17 protein-coding genes and 1 tRNA gene are annotated in these 20977 nt (G+C 62.0%); 11 read left to right on the top strand and 7 right to left on the bottom strand.

The annotated features are described in order from the left end of the window. Positions 1-1081 precede the first annotated feature (1081 nt). Entirely contained in the window at positions 1082-2347 is a 1266-nt protein-coding gene (locus V3C85_RS01370; protein ID WP_331793286.1) for an ABC1 kinase family protein, read from the top strand. Positions 2348-2621: 274 nt separating this feature from the next. On the opposite strand, the gene V3C85_RS01375 is transcribed toward V3C85_RS01370, so the two are convergent. Further along, a tRNA-Arg gene (locus tag V3C85_RS01375) sits at positions 2622-2698 on the bottom strand. Positions 2699-3071: 373 nt separating this feature from the next. Between V3C85_RS01375 and V3C85_RS01380 the strand changes: the two genes are divergently transcribed. After that, on the top strand, positions 3072-4025 hold the full coding sequence (locus V3C85_RS01380) for a LacI family DNA-binding transcriptional regulator (RefSeq protein WP_445941968.1): 954 nt from the start codon (positions 3072-3074) through the stop codon (positions 4023-4025). 6 nt (positions 4026-4031) lie between these two features. Here V3C85_RS01380 and V3C85_RS01385 read toward each other — a convergent pair whose 3' ends face one another. Together V3C85_RS01385 and V3C85_RS01390 are read right to left on the bottom strand one after the other, a co-directional pair. Then, entirely contained in the window at positions 4032-4655 is a 624-nt protein-coding gene (locus V3C85_RS01385) for an enoyl-CoA hydratase/isomerase family protein (protein WP_331793287.1), read from the bottom strand. Next, entirely contained in the window at positions 4655-5398 is a 744-nt protein-coding gene (locus V3C85_RS01390) for an SDR family oxidoreductase (RefSeq protein WP_331793288.1), read from the bottom strand. Before V3C85_RS01390 ends, V3C85_RS01385 begins: the two co-directional genes overlap by 1 nt. A gap of 120 nt (positions 5399-5518) precedes the next feature. On the opposite strand from V3C85_RS01390, the gene V3C85_RS01395 reads away from it, so the two are divergent. From V3C85_RS01395 to V3C85_RS01405, 3 genes are all read left to right on the top strand, one after another. After that, complete coding sequence (locus V3C85_RS01395; protein WP_331793289.1) at positions 5519-7015, top strand: DUF2125 domain-containing protein; 1497 nt, start codon at positions 5519-5521, stop codon at positions 7013-7015. Between the two features lie 191 nt (positions 7016-7206). Further along, entirely contained in the window at positions 7207-8547 is a 1341-nt protein-coding gene (locus V3C85_RS01400) for a TldD/PmbA family protein (RefSeq protein ID WP_331793290.1), read from the top strand. After that, positions 8534-9310, top strand: coding sequence for a 3'(2'),5'-bisphosphate nucleotidase CysQ (locus tag V3C85_RS01405; protein ID WP_331793291.1), 777 nt, complete (start codon positions 8534-8536; stop codon positions 9308-9310). Before V3C85_RS01400 ends, V3C85_RS01405 begins: the two co-directional genes overlap by 14 nt. A gap of 80 nt (positions 9311-9390) precedes the next feature. Here V3C85_RS01405 and V3C85_RS01410 read toward each other — a convergent pair whose 3' ends face one another. After that, positions 9391-11706, bottom strand: coding sequence for a DEAD/DEAH box helicase (locus V3C85_RS01410; protein WP_331793292.1), 2316 nt, complete (start codon positions 11704-11706; stop codon positions 9391-9393). 272 nt (positions 11707-11978) lie between these two features. On the opposite strand from V3C85_RS01410, the gene hisD reads away from it, so the two are divergent. The 3 genes from hisD to V3C85_RS01425 all read left to right on the top strand — a co-directional run bounded on the left by hisD (position 11979) and on the right by V3C85_RS01425 (position 15076). Next, positions 11979-13283, top strand: coding sequence for a histidinol dehydrogenase (gene hisD / locus V3C85_RS01415; protein WP_445941964.1), 1305 nt, complete (start codon positions 11979-11981; stop codon positions 13281-13283). Positions 13284-13406: 123 nt separating this feature from the next. Continuing rightward, entirely contained in the window at positions 13407-14408 is a 1002-nt protein-coding gene (locus tag V3C85_RS01420; RefSeq protein ID WP_331793293.1) for a D-cysteine desulfhydrase, read from the top strand. Continuing rightward, a complete protein-coding gene (locus V3C85_RS01425; protein WP_331793294.1) occupies positions 14405-15076 on the top strand; it encodes an aspartate/glutamate racemase family protein in 672 nt (223 codons plus the stop codon). Before V3C85_RS01420 ends, V3C85_RS01425 begins: the two co-directional genes overlap by 4 nt. On the opposite strand, the gene V3C85_RS01430 is transcribed toward V3C85_RS01425, so the two are convergent. Together V3C85_RS01430 and pip are read right to left on the bottom strand one after the other, a co-directional pair. Then, entirely contained in the window at positions 15073-16044 is a 972-nt protein-coding gene (locus tag V3C85_RS01430; protein WP_331793295.1) for a LysR family transcriptional regulator, read from the bottom strand. The genes V3C85_RS01425 and V3C85_RS01430 overlap by 4 nt on opposite strands. Beyond that, positions 16044-17012, bottom strand: a complete 969-nt coding sequence (gene pip / locus V3C85_RS01435; RefSeq protein ID WP_331793296.1) for a prolyl aminopeptidase — start codon at positions 17010-17012, stop codon at positions 16044-16046. Before pip ends, V3C85_RS01430 begins: the two co-directional genes overlap by 1 nt. A 59-nt stretch (positions 17013-17071) precedes the next feature. On the opposite strand from pip, the gene ubiG reads away from it, so the two are divergent. The 3 genes from ubiG (at position 17072) to V3C85_RS01450 (ending at position 19959) form a co-directional block, all read left to right on the top strand. Continuing rightward, positions 17072-17812, top strand: a complete 741-nt coding sequence (ubiG, locus tag V3C85_RS01440) for a bifunctional 2-polyprenyl-6-hydroxyphenol methylase/3-demethylubiquinol 3-O-methyltransferase UbiG (RefSeq protein WP_331793297.1) — start codon at positions 17072-17074, stop codon at positions 17810-17812. Between the two features lie 78 nt (positions 17813-17890). Then, a complete protein-coding gene (locus tag V3C85_RS01445; protein ID WP_331793298.1) occupies positions 17891-19135 on the top strand; it encodes a caspase family protein in 1245 nt (414 codons plus the stop codon). Further along, the gene (locus V3C85_RS01450) at positions 19129-19959 is read left to right on the top strand and encodes a M15 family metallopeptidase (RefSeq protein ID WP_331793299.1); all 831 of its coding nucleotides are present in this window, start codon (positions 19129-19131) and stop codon (positions 19957-19959) included. Before V3C85_RS01445 ends, V3C85_RS01450 begins: the two co-directional genes overlap by 7 nt. Here V3C85_RS01450 and V3C85_RS01455 read toward each other — a convergent pair. Then, on the bottom strand, positions 19928-20968 hold the full coding sequence (locus V3C85_RS01455; protein ID WP_331793300.1) for a C45 family peptidase: 1041 nt from the start codon (positions 20966-20968) through the stop codon (positions 19928-19930). The two genes, V3C85_RS01450 and V3C85_RS01455, sit on opposite strands and share 32 nt — an antisense overlap. Positions 20969-20977 lie beyond the last annotated feature (9 nt).

Consider the following 20977-nt stretch of genomic DNA (forward strand, 5'->3'; position numbering starts at 1 on the left):
AGGCGCCAGTCTCCTAGCGCTTCCCGAGCCGCCTTGCCTCCAGATCGTCCAGCACCAAGATCAGATCCAACCAATCCCGCCGCCGCCTCACCGTCCAGTCCAACTTCCGTCAGCCCGTCCGCTTCGGTGAGGCGGTGTTTAGGCGTAGTTTTCGGGAGCCGCCAGAGGAAAAAGCACGAAAGGCAAAAAAAATTTGCGAACCCCAAGTTTTATTGGGAAAAACGCCTATGAATAAACTGAATCCGCTGCCTTTTAGCAGTCACATGCCTCCGTATCTCACCTCGCAGCGTGCGAATCCTCCCGCGTCTGCAGCCGAATCTCGACCAATACCAGGATCTTTCGCCAGATTCGGCTTCGTTCAGAGCGGCCCTCGTCCGCTGGTCATTTCTTGTTTGTCCAAGTTATCGGCAGCCATCGGACAGATTTCCAAAAGGACGATCAAAGACGCACGGGCATGGTGAAAGATCCTCTGCGTCCGACAGAGCTGGACCGAATCTGAACAACAACGACGACTGTCCACCGCGATCGCAGTCTTGTTGCGATACGTTCTTGCTTCAACGGCCTTGCTTCGACGGCTAACACTTCGCCTCTGGCGCCGGATCTTGGAAAATTCGTTCCGCCACTCGCAGAGCAAAGGGAGAATCTCATACGCAGCCTTATAGTGCAGTGTCGCGCGTGCATGGTGGGCAGCGCAATAATGCTGTCTCGGTCTCGCAACACTCGCGAACCTGGCCAACACATCTCTTGCCTTGGGCACAGGCCACAAGGAGGCAAAGTCACTCCGAGGGTTCTGGGCAAGACCGATCAGAGAAGCTGTGCCTCATCCAGCGTTCAGAGATAGTCGTCTGCTTTAACCCAAGAATTACTGAGCATCCCAAAACGGAATCTGGACAGGCTTTGAAAAGATCACGGCACATATTCCTTTTGCCGTCTTTTCTATCTTCACCACCTGCCACAGTGGAACCGCAGGACTAGCTATGGCCCGAACGGATACAGGAAACGAGCCATGTCTCAGAACAAGAGCGACAAAGGCGCTGCGGTGCCAACTGGTCGTGCAAGCCGACTTCTCAGGTTTGGTAGCATGGCTTCTGGAATCGCAGGCGATGTTGCGGCTGGAGGGCTGCGGGCGCTTGCAAGCGGCAGACGTCCAGATCTGGCGCAACTGATTCTGACGCCAGCCAACACCTTGCGGCTGACAGACGGGCTGTCACATCTTCGGGGTGCAGCACTCAAGCTTGGGCAAATGCTGTCGATGGATACTGGGCTTGTCTTGCCTGATGAGTTGACGGTCATTCTGGGGCGACTGCGGGATGATGCACGTCACATGCCCCCCAAACAGCTTCAAACCGTGTTAAATGCCCAATGGGGAACCGGTTGGTATGGCCGCTTTGCCCGGTTCGACGTGCGCCCCTTTGCGGCGGCATCGATCGGGCAGGTGCATCGTGCCATAACCCACGATGGCCAAGAGCTTGCGATAAAGGTGCAATATCCCGGCGTACAGGCCAGCATCGACAGCAATGTCAACAATGTGGCCACCCTCTTGCGCCTTCCGGGGATCCTTCCACGCGGCATGGACATTACCCCCGTCTTGACCGAGGCTAAACGCCAACTGCATGCAGAAGCCGACTACCTGGCCGAAGCTGACCATCTGGCCCGGTTCGCGACCTTGCTGGAAAACTCTGAAACCTTTGTCCTGCCTGTCTTGCACAAGGAACTCTGCACACCGCAGGTGTTGGCCATGGACTACATGGAAAGCGCACCGCTCGACAGTTTGGTCGATGCCCCGCAGTCCGCACGTAATCGTGTTGCCTCTGCGCTGATTGATCTGGTGCTGCGCGAATTGTTCGTTTTTGGCGCGATGCAGACCGACCCCAACCTTGCCAACTACCGTTTCGACCCCACGACTGGCCGCATTGTGCTTCTCGATTTCGGTGCAGTCCAACCCATTTCGCCCGAACTGGCCGCAGATTTTCGCGCGCTTGCACGGGTAGCGCTTAACGGCAATGCGGCCGAAACTCGCGACGCAATGCTGCGTATCGGCTATTTTGACAGCACCACGGCACCGCATCATCAAGACCTGATCCAGTCTATGTTTCAATTCGCTATGGGCCCGTTGCGGCAACAAGGCCCATTCGACTTTGGGCAAAGCGAGCTGTTGCAGCGTCTGCGCCACATGGGCCTTGCCATCGGTAGCGATCGAGAGCTTGCGCATGTGCCCCCCGCTGCAACGCTGTTCTTGCATCGCAAGATCGCCGGAATGTATCTGATGGCGACGAAGCTGCGCGCCTGCATCGCGCTTCGCCCGATGGTCGAGCGCTATTGCGACACTTCTCTGCCGCCACGTTGAATCGCTGTCACCGGGCTGGCCGGAATCTGCTCTGCCGTGAACCTAAACAAATCCTGCCGCGCAGACCTGCTCTGCGCACCCAATCGCAGCTTGCAGTTTTGACCGGAGGGTAGGGCCAAAGCTGTCGTGCCGGTCATCCGACGGGCACGAGAACGCTTAAAACAGCAGGACGCGAGTCGATGACAGGATATGCGCAGCAGCAGCATCTCGCCCAGACCTTTGATGCAAGTGTGCGAATTTGCAAATATGTCTTTGTAAACATATGGGTTTTTGTTGGTGATCCCGACAGGACTTGAACCTGTAACCTGCCCCTTAGGAGGGGGCTGCTCTATCCAGTTGAGCCACGGGACCACAGCTTCTTCATGGGCAAATTCTGGCGCCACTTCAAGCAGGGTTGGTCTGAAAAGGTGTAGGGGGAGTGAATTTTGGCCCACCACTCCCCCCTTTGGTCCATTGCGTCTGGGTTGAGAGCTTGCAGGACGCTTTGGATCGGATCACTGTGCCGACACTGGGTCTGCACTGGGTCTGCACAGATTGTTAGCGATAACATAGCGCAAAAACTTGGCTTGGACAAGGGGGGGCTTTGGCGCTAACAACGAATGTGACAACTGCCCAACCAAAGGCCCGCCCTGTGTCCAAACCGACAAGCGCCAAACCCAGTTCACCCGATCCCCGCCGCCCTTTGACATTGCGTGACGTGTCCGAAGCCTCGGGCGTCAGCGAGATGACGGTCAGCCGGGTTTTGCGCAATCGTGGCGATGTCAGCGAAACCACCCGGGAACGGGTTCTGGAAGCGGCCCGCAACCTTGGCTATGTGCCAAACAAGATCGCCGGCGCACTTGCCAGCCAGCGCGTCAATCTTGTGGGTGTCATCATCCCTTCGCTGTCGAACATGGTCTTCCCCGAGGTGATGACCGGCATTTCAGACGTTCTGGAAGATACCGGCCTGCAACCGGTGGTTGGTGTCACGAATTACCTGCCCGAGCGTGAAGAATCGGTTCTTTATGAAATGCTCAGCTGGCGGCCTTCGGGTGTGATTCTGGCCGGTCTTGAACATAGCGAGGCCAGCCATGCGATGCTGGCGCAGGCCGGTGTGCCAATTGTCGAGATCATGGATATCGACGGCACGCCCGTCGACTCGGCCGTTGGCATTTCGCACCGCAGGGCCGGGCGGCAGATGGCCGAGGCCATCATCGCGGCGGGCTATCGCCGGATTGCTTTTCTGGGCACCCAGATGCCCAATGACCATCGCGCCAAAAAGCGGCTTGAAGGGTTTGAAGAGGCTTTGGCCAAGGCCGGATTGGCCCTTGTTGACCAAGAGTTCTATTCTGGCGGCTCGGCACTACTCAAGGGGCGCGAGATGACCGAGGCGGTGTTGCGCCGGTCACCCGATGTCGATTTCCTGTATTACTCCAATGACATGATCGGTGCAGGCGGGCTTTTGTATTGCCTGGACGCTGGCATTGATGTGCCCGGCAAGGTGGGTCTTGCCGGATTTAACGGGGTTGAACTGCTGGCAGGTTTGCCGCGCCGCCTTGCCACGATGGATGCCTGTCGTCTGGAAATCGGGCGCGCGGCGGCTGAAATCATCTCGGGCAAGCATCCGGGTGTGATTGGTGGCGAGGTGATCGAGCTGACCCCCACCATTGATCTGGGCGATACGATCCGCAAGGCCTGACCACCGCTAGCCCTTGGCGAGGCCCGGAACCAGATGCTTGATCCCGGCCACATGCGCAGGCGTCGCGGCAAGGCTGTCAGCGGCCAGTGCCTGCGCCGTTTCCAGCAACATCTCGGGCGGGGTGATGCGATCAATCAGGCCCCAAGACAGCGCCTCGGCCGCCTCAACCTTTTGCCCTGCCATCAAAATCATCTTCGTGCGGGCCGGGCCGATCAGGGCAGACATCCGGGCCGGATCAGAAGGTTGCGGCAAAAAGCCCAGCTTCATCACCGGATAGAACAGCTTGGCCGTTGGCACAGCGATGCGCAGATCGCAGGCCAGAACCATCCCCATCGCCCCCCCTGCCAAGGTGCCATTCAGCGCCGCAATGGTCAGGCAGGGCAGCGCTGCAAGGCGGGCTGATAGCCTCTCCCACACCGGATCGGTGGCCAAACCGGCCTGCGCTTCCTCCAGATCCGCCCCAGCCGAAAACACCTTGCCCACCCCGGTCAAGATCATCGCCCGGGCGGCGCCTGCATCGGCAATCGCGGCGTCCAACTGTTCCAGCATCACCTTGGTCAACGAATTGGCTTTTTCGGGCCGGTTCAGCGTCAGCGTCAGCAAGCCGTTTTCAAAGCTTTGGTCAATCATCAGATCACCCCAATGGCACGGCGGATGGCTTCGTCCCGCAGGCTGACCTCGCGGCCCAACCAGTCATCCCCGCCGGGCCCACACATCCACAACAGGCATTTGGCTGGCCAATCGGCGGGAATATGCACCGCGGGGTCAAGCTGGCTGACAGGGTTGATGCCGCTGGCCTTGATCTTCACCTGCATCTCGGTCGCCACGGTTCCGGGTGACATGCCCATGATGCGCAGGCCATTCGCGGCTTCCTCCAGATGGGCAGCACGGGTCAGCATGGCCGCCCCCGCCTTTGAACTGCAATAGCTGCTCCAGCCTTCCAGCGGGTTATGCGCTGCCCCCGAACTGACGGTGATGATCGTGCCACCGCCTTGCGCCTTCATCTGTGGCAAGGCCGCGCGCAGCCCGTGCAGCACGCCTTTCAGGTTGATATCGATGGCGCGCCCCCAGTCTTTTGGGTCTGCCTCGGAAATCCGGCAGATCGGATCAATCACACCAGCGTTGTTGATCAGGGCATCCAGCCGCCCCCACCGGGCCACCACGGTTTGCAGGGCAGCTTGCACGCTGGTGTAATCGGCCACGTCGCAGCGCAGGGCCATGGCCGCATCGCCAAGATCATCGGCGATCTTGGCAATGTCTGTTTCACTGCGCGCCATCAAGGCCACACGCCACCCCGCCGCCGCAAATTCCCGCGCGGTTGCGGCCCCGATGCCGCGGCTTGCCCCCGTGATCGCCACCACTTTCATCGTCATCACGCGCTCCCTCTTGGCATTTCCTGTTGGTTACCGCATTCCAACCGCCTTGGGAAAGCCTTGACCGACACCGGCCACGGGTAAAGGATATGTCGCAGCATGCGAGGGAAAGGACAGATCATGGCACAGTTGAGATTGGCCACCAGCACAGCACTGGTCGCTTTGTTCGGTGCCGCCATGGCGCAGGCGCAGGTGACGCCGGAACAAGTCTGGCAGAATTGGCAAAAACTGAGCGCGAGCTATGGTCAGGCCCTTGTCGCTGACAGTGTCACGCGCCAAGGCGATACGCTGGTGGTCAAGGGCGTCAAGACCAGCATGGCCCAAGATGGCGCCACCATGACAGGGGCGCTGGATGAGGTTCGGTTCCGCGATCTGGGGGACGGCACGGTCGAGGCGACGGCGTCAGAAAGCTATGTGATGCAAGTCGTGATGCCCGCAGAAGATGGCACCGCCGACAGCCTGAACATCACGCTGAGTCAGCCGGGCATGCGTGTGATCGCTGCGGGCAATGGCCCCGAGACGTCTTACACCTATGATCTGCCCAATATGTCGCTGGCCATTCAGGCTTTGGAAAATGGGGTGGCCCTGGCCGATATCACCGCCAAGGCTGCGGGGCTGACCGCGCTCTATCGGTTTACGACGGCGGCCGATGTCATCAAGGCCGATCTGGCGATGGATATGCAAACGCTGGGTTTTGCTGTTTCGGCCCAAGACAAGGCCGACACCTTTGAACTTACAGGCAATATCGCCGCACTGAAGCTGGCCAGTGGCGGCACGTTCCTTGGCATCGAGGCGATGGAAGACCTGCCAAAGGCGCTGCGGGACGGCATGTCGTTCACCACCGCGCTGAGCTATGGGGCAGGCAGTTTTGACATCAACGGCACCGAAGGCGGGGTGCCAACCACTGTTCTGGCCACCAATGAAAGCGGCCGTTTTGACTTTGCGCTGAATGGGGAAACCCTGCGATATGGTCTTGGTGGAACGGGGATGAACCTTACGCTTTCGGGGGGGGATATACCGTTTCCGCAGGTCAAGGTCAGCTATGGGGAAGCCGCTTTTGACATGATGATCCCGGTTGCCAAGACGGCTGTGCCGGTTGATTTCAGCCTGCTGACCCGCATTGTGGATCTGGCCGTATCAGACGAGATCTGGGGGATGATGGACCCGACCGGCACCCTGCCGCGTGATCCGGCAACGCTGATTGTTGATGCCAAAGGCAAGGTGCAGTTGACCACCGATCTGTTCGACGAGGCCGCAATGGAGGCCTTGGGCGAGGCTGCTCCGGGTGATCTTCATGCGCTGACGCTGACCCAGATCACCGCCAAAGCGGCAGGGGCGGCGCTGACGGGAATGGGTGATTTTACGTTTGATAACAATGACCTGACTACGTTTGACGGCATCCCTGCGCCGACCGGCAAGATCGAGTTGACCTTGTCGGGGGGCAATGGGTTGCTGGACAAGCTGGTGGCCATGGGGCTGATCCCGTCGGAAGAGGCGATGGGGATGCGGATGATGTTGGCGATGCTGGCAAAACCGGGGGAAAACCCTGATGTGCTGACATCGGTTCTGGAGTTCAAGGACAAGGGTTTTTACGCCAACGGCCAGCGTCTGCAATAAGGGCAAAGCCACCCGGCACAGGGTTCAGCGGGGGGGGTTCGGGGCTGTCAGCCCCCCCGCACCACCCGTACACCTTGCGTACACCCCCCGTGCAGACAGACGCGCCGAGAGGCCCCCGGACAGGAAAACGTGATGGCTTGCACCCATGGGTGTGACGCACTACCTGCTACGGGAACAAAAAGGATGGTGCGATGACCGATCTTGCCCGCTTGACCGATGCCCTTTTGACCGCAGCCAAAACGGCGGGGGCCGATCAGGCCGATGCCCTGGCGGTGTCTGGCACCTCGGTCGCCATCGACATTCGTGCGGGCAAACTGGAAACCGCCGAACGATCAGAAGCCATTGAAATCGGGTTGCGGGTGCTGATCGGCGGGCGGCAGGCCTGTGTCTCGGCCTCGGATATTTCGGATGCGACGGTGCGGGCCCTGGCAGAACGCGCCGTGGCAATGGCGCGTGAGGCGCCCGCTGACCCCTATGCCGGGTTGGCCGAGCCGGGCCAGATTGCCCAAAGCTGGGATCTGAACGCGCTGGAAATGGCGGACCCCGCCGCCGAACCCACGGCCGCAAAACTGGAAGCCGCAGCCCGAGAGGTTGAGTCGGCGGCCATGGCCGTCAAGGGTGTGACGCAGGTCGAAGCCTCGGGCGCCTATTCGCGCCGCGCCATGCATCTGGCGGCATCGAACGGCTTTTCAGGGGGCTATGGCCGCACGTCTCATTCGTTGTCGGCTGTGGCCTTTACCGGCCAGGGCACCGGGATGGAGCGGGACTGGGCCGCCGAAGGCCGCATCTTTGCCGCCGATATGCCGGGGGCGGCAGGCATTGGCCAGTTGGCGGGCGAGCGCGCCTTGCAGCGGGCCGGGGCAATCAAGCCCAAGACCGGCACCTTTCCGGTGCTGTTTGACGAACGCGTTGCGTCAAGCCTGATCGGGCATCTTTTGTCGGCGGCCAATGGGGCGGCAGTGGCGCGCGGGGCCACATGGCTGCGCGATGCGCTGGGGGCGCAGGTGCTGCCCAAGGGGCTGAGCATCATCGAAGACCCACACCGCCCCCGGATCTCGGCCAGCCGCCCCTTTGACGGCGAGGGCCTGCCAACCGCGCGGCGGATGATTGTGGAAGACGGCGTTCTGATGGGCTGGACCCTTGACCTTGCCACCGGACGCAAGCTGGGCATGTCGTCAACCGCCAATGCGGCGCGGGGTGTTTCATCGCCGCCCTCGCCCGCCACGTCGAACATCGATCTGACGCCCGGCAGCGTCAGCCGCGATGATCTGATCGCCCAGATGGGCACCGGGCTTTTGGTGACCTCGATGATCGGGTCCACCATCAGCGCCACGACGGGTGATTATTCGCGCGGGGCGGCGGGCTTTTGGGTGGAAAACGGGCAGATCAGCCATCCGGTGAACGAATGCACCATCGCGGGCAATCTGCGCGACATGCTGTTGCGGATCATTCCGGCCAATGACGCGCGGGCGCATCTTTCCACCCGCGTGCCATCGCTGCTGATTGACGGGATGACCCTTGCCGGCGCGTGATCTTGACCTGCTGTCACAGGCGGTGACAGAGGCGGGGCGCATCGCCATGCGCTTTTTCCGCGCCAATCCGCAGGTCTGGGACAAGGGCGGAGAGCATGGCCCGGTGACCGAGGCCGATCTGGCGGTGAACAGCTTTCTGAAAGATCAACTGCGGGCGGCGCGGCCCGACTATGGCTGGTTGTCGGAAGAAACCCCCGACGATGCCGCGCGCCTGTCGTGCCAGCGGGTGTTCATCGTTGACCCGATTGATGGCACGCGGGCCTTTATCGCGGGCGAGACGAATTTCGCCATTTCGGTTGCCGTGGCCGACGCGGGCGAGGTGATTGCAGGCGCCGTTCTGCTGCCTGCGAAAAACCGGCTTTATACGGGCGAAAAAGGCGGGGTAGCGCGGCGCGATGGGGCGGTGATCACGGCTTCGGGGCTGGATCGTCTGGACGGCGCGCATGTTCTGGCCACCAAGGCGAACATGGCCACCGAGTATTGGCCGGGCGGCGTGCCGGATCTGCAACGCAGCTTTCGCACTTCGTTGGCCTATCGGCTGTGTCTGGCCGCCGAAGGGCGCTATGACGGCATGCTGACGTTTCGCCCGACATGGGAATGGGATATTGCCGCCGGGGCACTGATCTGTGCCTGCGCCGGGGCCAAGGTGACAGATCGCCGGGGCGCGCCGTTGCGGTTCAACAGGCCGGGCGCGCAAACGGATGGGGTTCTTGCCACCGCAGCCGGGCTGCATGAGGCGCTGATGCACAGGCTGCGCCCCTAGGCACAGATGGGCACAGATGGGCACAGATGGGCACAGTTGAAAAAGGCCGGAAAACGGGGTGTTTTCCGGCCTTTTTCAGGTTAGCGCTTGGCCTTTGGCGGCACGAACCGCTTGGACGTGTCGCGGGCATCGGTTCTGGGCTTGGCCGGTGCCGATTTGGCGGCATAGGGCTTTTTGCTGTCAGACCCCTGGCTTTTGAACCCGCCGGATTTGCCAGCCGGTTTGCCGGCAAACTTGCCGCCTTCGCGTTTCACAAAGGGGCGCGCGTCATCGCCTTTGGGGGCAAAGGTGCGCTTGTCGTCGCCCGAGGCGTCGCGGCGGGGGCGGTCAAAGCTGCCCTCGGCTGATTTGTGGCTTTTCGATCCTGCCGCGCGGGCGGGTTTGTCGGAACTGCCACCGTGGCTTTTGAAGCCTGCCGATTTATAGGCGGGCTTGTCCGCACGGGCGGCGGGGCGATCTGATGGCCGATCATCGGGCGACCACCGTGGCTTGCGCGGGGCATCGCCGTCGTCACGCTTGGCATAGGGTTTGCGATCCCCGTCTTCCCGCGCGGCATAGGGCTTGCGCGGGCCATCTTCCCGCTTGGCGTAAGGCTTGCGCTCGGCATCGTCACGCTTGGCGTAGGGTTTGCGCTCGGCATCATCGCGCTTGGCGTAGGGTTTGCGTTCGGTGTCGTCGCGCTTGGCGTAAGGCTTGCGCTCGGCCGCCGGGGCGGCCGGGGTGGCGGCATCGTCTTCGACAAAACGCGACGGCTTTTTCACATAGGCTGGCTTGGGCCGATCCTCGCGGGCGGGGCGGCCGGGGCGTTCCAATTCAGGCTCGCCGTCCATGCGGGTCATGGTCAGTTCACGATCCAGCTCGACCGTCTGACCAAAGCGTTCGGCCAAGGGGGCTGCGATCTGGACATAGGTTTCATCCTGCTTGACGCGGATGGCCCCGATGCCGTCTTTCGCGATGCCGCCTGCTTCGCAGATCTTGGGCAGCAGCCAGCGGGCCTCGGCGCGGCCGGTGTGGCCGACCGAAACGGTGAACCAGACCGACGGGCCGAATTCCCCACGCTCACGCGGGGGGAGGGCGGCGGGCGGCGGCATGCTGTCGGACAGCTCTTCCGGGGCCGAACGGTTGGCCCGCCACTGGCGCACAAAGGCAGCGGCCACGGTTTCGGCGCCGAACTTGGCCAAAAGCTGGTTGGCCATATCGCCATCTTCGCCCACACCTTCGTTCAGCGAAGGATGTTCGAACAGGCGCTGGTCATCTTTTTCCTGCACTTCATCGGCGCTTGGGGCCTTGCCCCATTCGGCGGTGATCTTGGCACCCGCAAGCAGACGCTGCGCCTTTTTCGCCTCGGCCGGGGGCACGATCAGGGCAGACACGCCCTTGTTGCCCGCCCGCCCGGTGCGGCCCGAGCGGTGCAGCAGGGTTTCGGAATTGGACGGCAGATCGGCATGGACCACCAGTTCCAGCCCCGGCAAGTCGATGCCGCGGGCGGCCACGTCGGTGGCGATACAGACGCGGGCGCGCCCGTCGCGCAGCGCCTGCAGGGCATGCATCCGTTCGGTCTGGCTGAGTTCGCCAGACAGGGCCACAACCTGAAAGCCCCGGTTCACCATACGGGCGAACAGGTGGTTCACATTGGCCCGCGTCTTGCAGAACACGATGGCGGTCTGTGCCTCGTAGAACCGCAGAAGGTTGAAGATCGCATGTTCCTTGTCACGCGCGGCGACGGACAGGGCGCGGTATTCGATATCGACGTGCTGGCGCGATTCGCCCTTGGCGATGATGCGCATGGCATCGCGCTGGAAGCTGCCGGCCAGCTTTTCGATCTCTTTCGGCACGGTGGCCGAGAACATCAGGGTGCGGCGGTCTTCGGGGGCGGCGGACAGGATGAATTCCAGATCTTCGGCAAAGCCCAGATCCAGCATTTCATCGGCTTCGTCCAGCACCACCGCGCGGCATTCCGACAGATCCAGCGAGCCACGTTCGATATGATCGCGCAGACGGCCGGGGGTGCCGACGACGATATGGGCGCCACGTTCCAGCGCGCGGCGTTCGGCGCGGTAATCCATGCCCCCCACGCAAGAGGCAAGGTTGGCGCCGGCGATTTCGTAAAGCCATTCAAACTCGCGCTTGACCTGAAGCGCCAGTTCGCGCGTCGGGGCCACGACCAGCGCAATCGGCTTGTCTGCATACAGCAACTGGGTGGAGTTGCCCAGCACTTCGGGCGCGATGGCAAGGCCAAAGGCAACGGTCTTGCCCGACCCGGTTTGTGCCGAAACCAGCAGATCGCGGCCTTCCAGCCCTTCGGCCAGAACGGCGGTCTGGACCGCGGTCAGCGTTTCATAGCCCTTGTTCGTCAAGGCCTGCGCCAAGGGCGCGGCCAAGTTCATATCGTTCATGTGATCTTTCCCAAAGGGGGGTGCTTTTGCACCCGGTAAGCCTGACGGCACCACCCATCCCCTTGGCCGGGCCCCCTCGCCCGGGCTGCGGAATCTCGCGCCGTTGGGTGGGCGCATAAAGCAAACAGGGCGCGCTGTATAGGGGGGGCGGGCAGATTGCACCTTTCACGGCCCACAATGCCAGTCTTCCATTTTCTTGAAGCGCGGGCATTTCCGTTGCCGAAAGGGCCTGACTCACCCGACAAGAAGGCCAGTCCGTGACCGGAGGCCCCATGTCTGCACCCATGTCTGCTCCTGATTTCATCAAACGCTCTGCCGCCCATGCCGTTGAACAGGACCGCGCCCTGTCAGACTCGGTCGCCCGTATGTTGGCCGAGTTGGAAACAGGCGGCGAGGCCGTGGCCCAGCGCATGGCCCGCGACCTGGACCGGTTTGAAGGTGACATCGTTGTCAGCGACGAGGCGATTGCCGCCGCCTGCAAGCGGGTGCCACAAAAGCTGAAGGACGATATTGCCTGGGCGCAGGAAAACATTGCTCGATTCGCACAGGCCCAGCGCGACAGCATTCGTGAAACCGAGGTTGAATTGCGCCCCGGCCTTGTGGCGGGCCAAAGGCTGATTCCGGTGCAGGCGGCGGGCTGCTATGTGCCGGGTGGGCGCTATAGCCATATTGCCAGTGCGATGATGACGGTGACCACGGCCAAGATTGCCGGTGTGCCGCATATCGCCGCCGTTTCGCCGCCACGGGCCGATGCGCCTGCCGGGGTGCCGGATGCGATTTTATACACGCTGAACCTGTGCGGGGCGGATCGTGTTCTGGCCTTGGGCGGTATTCAGGGCGTGGCCGCCATGGCCTTTGGCCTGTTCGGTCTGCCGCGCGCCGATATTCTGGTGGGGCCAGGCAACCAGTATGTGGCCGAGGCCAAGCGCCTGCTTTATGGCCGTGTGGGCATCGACATGGTGGCCGGGCCGACAGATTCGCTGGTGATTGCCGACCGCACGGCAGACCCGCTGGTTGTGGCCTGGGATCTGATCGGGCAGGCCGAGCATGGGGCGAATTCGCCGGTTTGGCTGGTGACCGATTCTGCCGAACTGGCTACCGAGGTTGCGCGCCTGGCCCCGCTGTGCGCCGAGGAACTGCCCGAACCCAACCGCAGCGCCGCCAAGGCGGCCTGGGACGGTTTGGGCGAGATCATCCTGTGCAAGGACCGCGACGAGATGGCCGCCGAGGCCGACCGGATCGCGCCGGAACATCTGCATGTGCAGGCTGCGGATCTGGATTGGTGGAAGGGGCGGCTTTGCTGTTACGGGTCGCTGTTTCTGGGCGAAGATTCGACTGTGGCCTTTGGCGACAAGGCTGCCGGGACGAACCATGTTCTGCCGACCAGCGGCGCGGCGCGCTATACGGGCGGGCTGTCGGTTCACAAGTTTCTGAAAACCGTCACCTGGCAACAGGTTGATCACCGCGCCCTGCCCCGGCTGGCCGCCGTGACCGCCAGCATCAGCCGGTTTGAAGGGATGGAAGGCCATGCGCGCACCGCCGATATTCGGCTTGCACGTCTTGGGCAGAACAGCTGAGATCGGCTGGCTGGCGCAGCCTATGCCCCGGCGATCGGGGTTTCACACCCTTGGGCGGATTTGCAGGCAGATCCACGGTGCCCGTGGGATATTTATGAACAGATGAAGACTAAAGGACCGTCCATGCAGCTTTCGCGTTTCCCCCGTATCCGTCTTGGCCACCTGCCCACCCCGCTGGAGCCGATGCCGCGCCTTTCGGCCCTGTTGGGCGGGCCAGAGATCTGGATCAAGCGCGATGATTGCACCGGGCTTTCCACCGGGGGGAACAAGACGCGCAAGCTGGAATTCCTGATGGCCGAGGCTGTTGCCGAAGGCGCGGATATGGTGCTGACCCAAGGGGCGACGCAATCGAACCACGCCCGCCAGACCGCGGCAGCGGCGGCCAAGCTGGGGCTGGATTGCCATATCATTCTGGAGGACCGCACCGGCTATAACGAGCCGAATTACCGCAGCAACGGCAATGTGCTGCTGGATGTGCTGCACGGGGCGACGATCGAGCATCGCGGGCCGGGGCTGGATATGAATGCCGAATTGCTGGCGGTGGCCGAGCAATTTCGCGCCAAGGGGCGCAAGCCCTATGCCATTCCGGGCGGCGGGTCGAATGCCACCGGGGCGCTTGGCTATGTCAATTGTGCGCTGGAATTGCTGGGGCAGATGGTGGATCGGGGCATCGTGTTTGACCATATGGTCACGGCCACCGGATCGGCGGGCACCCATGCCGGCCTGATCGTCGGGCTGAAGGCGCTGAATGCGCAACTGCCGCTGCTGGGGATCGGGGTGCGGGCGCCCAAGGACAAGCAGGAAGAAAACGTCTTCAAACTGGCGCAGGCGACCGAGGCCAAGCTGGGGCTGGGCGGTGTGGTTTCGCGCGCGGATGTGGTGGCCAATTGCGATTATGTCGGGCCGGGCTATGGCATTCCGGCGGACAGCACGCTGGAGGCGATTGACCTGTTCGCCCGGCAAGAGGCGATCTTGCTGGACCCGGTCTATTCGGGCAAGGGCGCGGCGGGGCTGATTGATCTGGTGCGCAAGGGCCATTTCAAGAAAGGCGAACGGATCGTGTTCCTGCACACCGGCGGGGCCATCGGCCTGACCGGCTATACCCATGTGCTGCCCAAGCCATGAGACCGGTCGGCATTCTGGGCGGGATGGGGCCAGAGGCCACCATCCTGCTGATGCAGAAGGTTCTGGCAGCCGTTCCGGCGCAGGATGATGCCGATCATATTCCGCTGATCGTGCATCAGAACCCCGGCGTTCCCAGCCGGATCCGTCGGCTGATCGACGGGGTGGGCGACGACCCGGGCCCAGTGTTGGCGGGCATGGCGCGCGATCTGACACGGGCGGGCGCGCAGGCCTTGGCCATGCCGTGCAATACGGCCCATGCCTATGCGCCGCAGATCCTGGCGGCCAGCGATCTGCCGTTTCTGGATATGCGCGCAGCCACGGTGCGCGCCTTGCCCAAGGGACGGATCGGGTTGCTGGCCTCGCCCGCTGTGCGGCTGACGGGGGCGTTTCAGGCCCAGTTCGATGCGGCGGGGCTGGTGCCTGTCTGGCCCAAGGACGACGCGCCGGTTCTGGCGCTGATCCGGCAGGTCAAGGCGGGGCAAGTGACGGCAGGGCCAGCGGGGGGCGCGGCTTTGCGGCGGCTGGCCGAGGATCTGGCGCCAGAATGCGACCACCTGCTGGTGGCCTGCACCGAACTGTCGCTGCTGACCGATGGTCTGATGCCAAGAACATGGACCGACAGCATGGATTGTCTGGTGGCCGATATTGTGGCCTTTGCGCGGGCCTAGTCTTCCTCGACCACCTCTATCGCGCCGGCCAAGGCGGGCGCGATGACAGCAAAGCGCGGCACGATGCGCAGGCGGGCGATGGTGCGGCAATCGCGGGCCAGCGTTTCGGGCAGCTTGCCCAACTCGCCTTCGCGCGCGACAAGTGACACCCGGCGGGTTTCACCGGCAAAGGGCAAGGGCAGCACATCAAGCTGCGGCAGCACCCGTTCGGCATCCATCAGGTTCAGCGGCGTGGTCAGTGTCCAGCCACGGGTTTGCACCACCATGGTCAGCACCGAGCGCGTCGCCTCAAGCGCGAAGCGGCGTTCGGGGTTCAGACGCACCCGCCGAAGGTGGCGGGCGATCTTTTGGCCGATGGGCATGGTTTCAGAATATTGAACAAAGGGCAGGCTGTTCAAAGCGGCGGCCGGATCGCCCGTGATCGCCCCCTTGGCCGTGACCAGAACAAAGCTTTCCTTGAGGATGGGATGAATCTGATAGCCCAGCCCTTCGGGCAGTTGGGCGGTGACGCCGATGTCGGCCTCGCGCGCTTCGAGCCGTTCGATGACATGGTCTGACCGGCCCGAAACGGCATGAACAAAGCACCGCGGCATCCGCGCCTGCACCGCCGACACCAGAACCGGCGTCAGGGAGGCGTCAAGATCGTCGATGATGGCAAGGTTGAGCTGCGGCAAGGCCGACAGGCTGAGTTCGGCCAGATCGGTCTGGGCCTCGGATACGGCAGACAGAATGCGATGCGCGTGGCGCGACAGGGATTGCCCGGCCGGCGTCAGCGTGACCGGCTTGGCCTTGCGGTCGAACAGTTTGGCACCGACCGCCGTTTCCAGCGCCGTGATGTGCTGCGACACACCCGAAGGCGAGCCGCCGATGCGGGTGGCGGCACCGATCACGGACCCTGTCTCTTCGAGCGCGACAAAGACACGCAAGCCACGCAGGGTGAGTTCGGGGGATTTCGTCTCTTCGGTCATCAGGGGCGCAGCGCATCCATGGTGCGCACAAGCGCCTCGGAGATGCCGGGTTCTGACAGGGCATGACCGGCCAGAGGCACCATCCGCAGATTGCATTTCGGCCAGTCTTGCGCCAGCTTATGGGCCGAAATCGGCGGGCAAATCATATCAAAGCGGCCCTGAACGATGGTTGCGGGAAGATGCCGGATACGGTGCTTTTCGCGCAAGATCCAGCCGTCGCCTTGCAGAAAGCCGGCGTTCTGGAAGTAGTGGTTTTCCAGCCGCGAAAAGGCGCGCGCATAATCGCCCGGAGATTCGCCCAACTGCCCATCGTGATGCACGCTGGCCAGGGCATTTTCCCAATTGGCCCAAACGCGGCCGAACCGCGTTTCTTCCATCAGATTGCCTGAAAACAGCCGCCGGTGATAGGCGCGGATCAGATCGTGCCGTTCATCCTCGGGGATCGGGCTGACAAAGCGCGCCCAGAGGTCGGGGTAAAAGGCCCCGGCACCGCCGCCATAGAACCAGTCCAGTTCGGCCTTGGTCATCAGAAAGACACCGCGCAGCACCAGCTGGCTGACGTGATCGGGGTGGCTGATCGCATAGATCAGGGCCAGTGTTGCCCCCCAACTGCCGCCAAAGACGATAAAGCGGTCAATGCCCAGCTTTTGCCGCAACACCTCGATATCGTTGACCAGGTGCCAGGTGGTGTTGTTTTCAACGCTGGCATGTGGCTGTGACCGCCCGCACCCGCGCTGATCAAAAAGCACGATGCGATAGACCGACGGATCAAAATAGCGCCGCATCGCCGGGCTGCACCCGCCCCCCGGCCCGCCATGCAGAACCAAGACGGGAATGCCATCAGGCCGGCCGCATTGTTCGACATAGACGCGATGGCCGTCGCCCATATCCATCACGCGCTGATCGAACGGGTCGATCGGCGGATACAGAAATTCGACTGCGCGCTTTTGGCCTGATCTTTGATCCATGCTTGCACTATATACACCTGAACGCGCCGACCCAAAGGGCATTCGGAAGGAAAATTCAGATGGACCAACAGACAACGGTAGATCCGGCCGAAGTGGCCAAGTTTGAAGCCATGGCCGCCGAGTGGTGGAACCCCAACGGCAAGTTCAAGCCGTTGCATATGCTGAACCCCTGCCGGCTGGATTACATCACCACCCAGATTGCCGCCGAATTCGACCGCGATCTGTCGCAGCCCTTGCCGTTCAAGGGGTTGCGCTTGCTGGATATTGGCTGTGGCGGCGGGCTTTTGTCGGAACCGATGGCGCGGCTGGGGGCCGATGTGGTGGGGGCCGATGCCGCACCGCGCAACATTCCGGTGGCGCAATTGCATGCCCAGCAATCGGGGCTGGATATCGACTATCGCCATACCACGGCCGAAGACATGGCCGCCGCGGGCGAGGTCTTTGACATCGTGCTGAACATGGAGGTGGTCGAGCATGTGGCCGACCCTTTGGCCTATCTGACCGCCTGTCAGCACTTGCTGCGGCCCGGTGGGCTGATGATCTGTTCCACCCTGAACCGCAATGCCAAGTCCTTCATGATGGCGATTGTCGGGGCCGAGCATGTGATGCGCTGGCTGCCCAAGGGCACGCATGACTGGAAGAAGTTCATCACCCCGGATGAGTTGTATGATCTGATCCGCAAGGCGGGGCTTGATCCGGTGGACCGCAAGGGCATGGTGTTCAACCCCATCGCGTGGTCATGGAGCCTGTCGTCGCGCGATCTGAGCGTGAACTACGTCACCGCCAGCGTAAAGCGCTGACCGCGGGGAATTCCTGACTTGTCAGAAAGGCCATTCTCGCCTTAGCCTTAGTCTTGGTCAGATCCGAAAGGATGGATGATGAGGCTATTGCTTGCGACGATCATCTTGGTTCTAGCCAGTGCGATGACAGGTTTTGCGCAGCAGCGTCATGCGCTGATCGTGGGCAATGACATCTACACCAATGTGCCCCATCTGCAAAAAGCCCGCAATGATGCCAATGCCGTTTCGCAGACCCTTGGCCAGCTTGGCTTTCGCGTCACGACGCTGCTGGATGCAGATCGCACCAGTATGAATCGGGGCCTTGCAACCTTTGCCTCGGCCATCCAGCCGGGGGATGAGGCGGTGTTTTATTTCGCGGGCCACGGGATCGAAGTGGCCGGGCGCAACTACCTGTTGCCCGTTGATATTCCGGCTGCCCGACCGGGCGAGGAAGATTATGTCGTGGGTGAAAGCATCGCCGTGGACAGGGTGCTGCAGACGATGCAGCAGAAAGGGGCACGCGTCAGCCTGCTGATTCTTGATGCCTGCCGCGACAACCCCTTTCCCGTTTCTGGTACGCGGTCGCTTGGCACCAAGCGCGGGCTTGCCCAGAGTGAGCCACCCGAAGGCGTGTTCATCCTGTTTTCTGCCGGCACCGGGCAATCTGCGCTGGATCGGTTGTCAAACAGCGATACAAACCCGAATTCCGTTTTTACGCGGGCGTTATTACCTCGCCTGAGCGAGCCGGGGCTTATCGTCAGCCAGTTGGCAATTGCCGTGCGCCAGGATGTGCGTGAAATGGCAAGGTCGGTGCAGCACGACCAGTTTCCCGCCTATTACGATCAGTTGACGGGGGTGTTTTCCTTTAACGCCGATGGCACGATCAACCGCGGTGCCGCGCCATTGGAGGCGTCTGTTGGCGTTGCTGTGCCCCAGCTGGCCCCTGCGCCAATCGCCGACCCTTGCGATGCGGCCCGCGCAGACTGGCAAGTGCTGCAATCGACGCAAAGCCAAGCGGCCTTCGAAGCCTTTGCCCGGAAATACGCCGATTGCCCGATTTATGCTGCTATTGCGCAAGAACGGCTGACCGGCCTTGCCACCGCGGCTGCGCCGCCTGTGCAGCAGACAACGCCCGTTCCTGCTGCTGTTGGCGGGGATATCTGTTCGCAGCTGTGGTATGCCCGCAATCTGATTTTCCATCAGAAGGGCTATTGCTTTACCTCGGCACAGGCCAAGTCGGTGTTTGACACCAGCCAGTGCAGCACGTCAAATCCAGTGCTTTCGGCTTCGGAATCTGCCGAGGTTGACCGGATCAAGGCGTTGGAAAAGGCTAACGGATGCTGATTTCCCGCCTGATCGGGCTATCCTTGGTGCTTGGCTTGTTGCCAGTCTTGCCCGTATCGGCCTGCACGGCGCGCGATTTCCTGGCGCTGTCCTTGCCGCCCCTGACCCGCTCTCCCGAGGCTGTCGCGCTGGAGCTGGGCTATCCTGGTGTGATCGTGAATGACGCTGCGGGCACAGTGGTCTTTCCGGATGGGCAGAGTTTGCCCTTGGGGCAAAAACCTGACCGGCCCGCCCGCGCCAGGCTGGAAGATGCCTCGATTGCCGAGCAATTCGTGCAGATCTATCCGCTGCCTTTTGATCTGACCTCGCGGTCTGACCCATGGTTCGATCCGGGGCGCGCCCGCAATGATGCGTTCTTTCGTGCCCTTTATGGCAATGCCGAAGGAGCCATTTCCAAAACCCTTGTTCGGGTCGATTATCCGGGCGCCGTGAAGGCCCGATTTTCAATGACGACGCAGCACTGTGCGGCCCTGCAATTGCAGGCGGCTTTGCAGGCCATTGCCGCGCAAGGCGCAACGATGGATCGCTATTTCACCGGCATCGGTGGCAGTTTCAACTGGCGCAAGATCGCAGGAACCCAGCGCCTGAGTGCGCATAGCTTTGGCATCGCCGTCGATTTCAATACAGAATTGGGTGGCTATTGGCGCTGGTCGGGTGCGACCGAGGGCAATGCGGGCGGTTACGATAATCAATACCCAGAGTCCCTAGTACGGGAGATGGAGCGGTTTGGCTTTGTCTGGGGCGGAAAATGGCACCATTTTGACGGGATGCATTTCGAGTATCGGCCCGAGCTTATCCTTTATGCGCGGATGATGGGCGGTTAGGCCCCGCTGGCCGGATATGGCCCAAGATTGCGGGGCCTTTGTCCGGATGCACTGCCCAACGAACCCCGTCAGCGCCGATCTGCGCCAACAAAGTGGCGATGGTGTTTTCCTCATCCGGGTCATCCTGAGCATCACGGCGGATCGGCAGCCCCGGCCCAGCCGCATCGCGCAAGATGGACAAAGGATCATGTCCGGAATGCAGCAGATCATCAGCCCGCAGCTGCCGGTCGGCGCTGCTTTGGGTGATGATCTGGCCCTGCCCTTGCGACAGGTGCAGCGCATGATTGGCATGGGCCATCGGTGCGGTCACGCGATGAACCGAAACGCCGCCTTTGCCGAACTCGACCGACAGCAGGCGGTCATCCCCCGCTTGCGCCAAGCCAAAGTGAAATCCGCCAGACGGCCCGCTGGTTTGCAACAGGTGAACCGCCTGATCCAGTGTCTCGCAGGCCAGTACTGCGCGGCCCAGCACCATGCGGGGTATTTCAGGGGCAACCCCGACAAGGCGGATGTTGTTCACAGTCTGCACCAACCCCGCATGGGTCATCGCAAAAGTATGCCCGACGATCGACCCCGGATAAGCAAAGCTTGTCAGCCCCGGCTGACCATCTGGGTCCAAGTCGGCCAAAAAGCACTGACCACGAAAAAACGGAAAGCCATCTTCGTTATGGGCAAGCGTGATCGTCGGCCCGGGCTGCATCACCGTCGTGCAACCATCGGGTGCCATTGCCAACAGATCACCCCGGCAATTCCAGGCAAACACCTGTAGAGGTGGCAAGCCGAGGCCCTGCGCCAGTCCTTCGATTTCGGCCCAGATCCAGTGAAAGCGGACCTGTGTCGTCTCTGCCATGCGCGCCACTGCCTTAGCATGGGTGGCACTGTTGACCTCTGCCCACAATGGGTGCGACAGCAACAGGCGTTGAACCGCGCTGCGCCCCACAAGACCAAGGCCCAGACCGATGGCAAAGGGCTCTCCTTTCAGATCAAGTCGGGTGAGTTGCGGGGTCATTCGTTCTCT

The sequence above is a fragment of the Pseudotabrizicola sp. L79 genome (genome assembly GCF_036553525.1).
Classification (GTDB): domain Bacteria; phylum Pseudomonadota; class Alphaproteobacteria; order Rhodobacterales; family Rhodobacteraceae; genus Pseudotabrizicola.

What these genes read in the sequence shown, in the direction of transcription:
- V3C85_RS01370 (WP_331793286.1), top strand. Translation starts at nt 1,082, where the DNA reads ATGGCTTCTGGAATCGCAGGCGATGTTGCGGCTGGAGGGCTGCGGGCG.
- V3C85_RS01380 (WP_445941968.1), top strand. Translation starts at nt 3,072, where the DNA reads ATGACGGTCAGCCGGGTTTTGCGCAATCGTGGCGATGTCAGCGAAACC.
- V3C85_RS01385 (WP_331793287.1), bottom strand. Translation starts at nt 4,655, where the DNA reads ATGATTGACCAAAGCTTTGAAAACGGCTTGCTGACGCTGACGCTGAAC.
- V3C85_RS01390 (WP_331793288.1), bottom strand. Translation starts at nt 5,398, where the DNA reads ATGACGATGAAAGTGGTGGCGATCACGGGGGCAAGCCGCGGCATCGGG.
- V3C85_RS01395 (WP_331793289.1), top strand. Translation starts at nt 5,519, where the DNA reads ATGGCACAGTTGAGATTGGCCACCAGCACAGCACTGGTCGCTTTGTTC.
- V3C85_RS01400 (WP_331793290.1), top strand. Translation starts at nt 7,207, where the DNA reads ATGACCGATCTTGCCCGCTTGACCGATGCCCTTTTGACCGCAGCCAAA.
- V3C85_RS01410 (WP_331793292.1), bottom strand. Translation starts at nt 11,706, where the DNA reads ATGAACGATATGAACTTGGCCGCGCCCTTGGCGCAGGCCTTGACGAAC.
- hisD (WP_445941964.1), top strand. Translation starts at nt 11,979, where the DNA reads ATGTCTGCACCCATGTCTGCTCCTGATTTCATCAAACGCTCTGCCGCC.
- V3C85_RS01420 (WP_331793293.1), top strand. Translation starts at nt 13,407, where the DNA reads ATGCAGCTTTCGCGTTTCCCCCGTATCCGTCTTGGCCACCTGCCCACC.
- V3C85_RS01425 (WP_331793294.1), top strand. Translation starts at nt 14,405, where the DNA reads ATGAGACCGGTCGGCATTCTGGGCGGGATGGGGCCAGAGGCCACCATC.
- V3C85_RS01430 (WP_331793295.1), bottom strand. Translation starts at nt 16,044, where the DNA reads ATGACCGAAGAGACGAAATCCCCCGAACTCACCCTGCGTGGCTTGCGT.
- pip (WP_331793296.1), bottom strand. Translation starts at nt 17,012, where the DNA reads ATGGATCAAAGATCAGGCCAAAAGCGCGCAGTCGAATTTCTGTATCCG.
- ubiG (WP_331793297.1), top strand. Translation starts at nt 17,072, where the DNA reads ATGGACCAACAGACAACGGTAGATCCGGCCGAAGTGGCCAAGTTTGAA.
- V3C85_RS01445 (WP_331793298.1), top strand. Translation starts at nt 17,891, where the DNA reads ATGAGGCTATTGCTTGCGACGATCATCTTGGTTCTAGCCAGTGCGATG.
- V3C85_RS01450 (WP_331793299.1), top strand. Translation starts at nt 19,129, where the DNA reads ATGCTGATTTCCCGCCTGATCGGGCTATCCTTGGTGCTTGGCTTGTTG.
- V3C85_RS01455 (WP_331793300.1), bottom strand. Translation starts at nt 20,968, where the DNA reads ATGACCCCGCAACTCACCCGACTTGATCTGAAAGGAGAGCCCTTTGCC.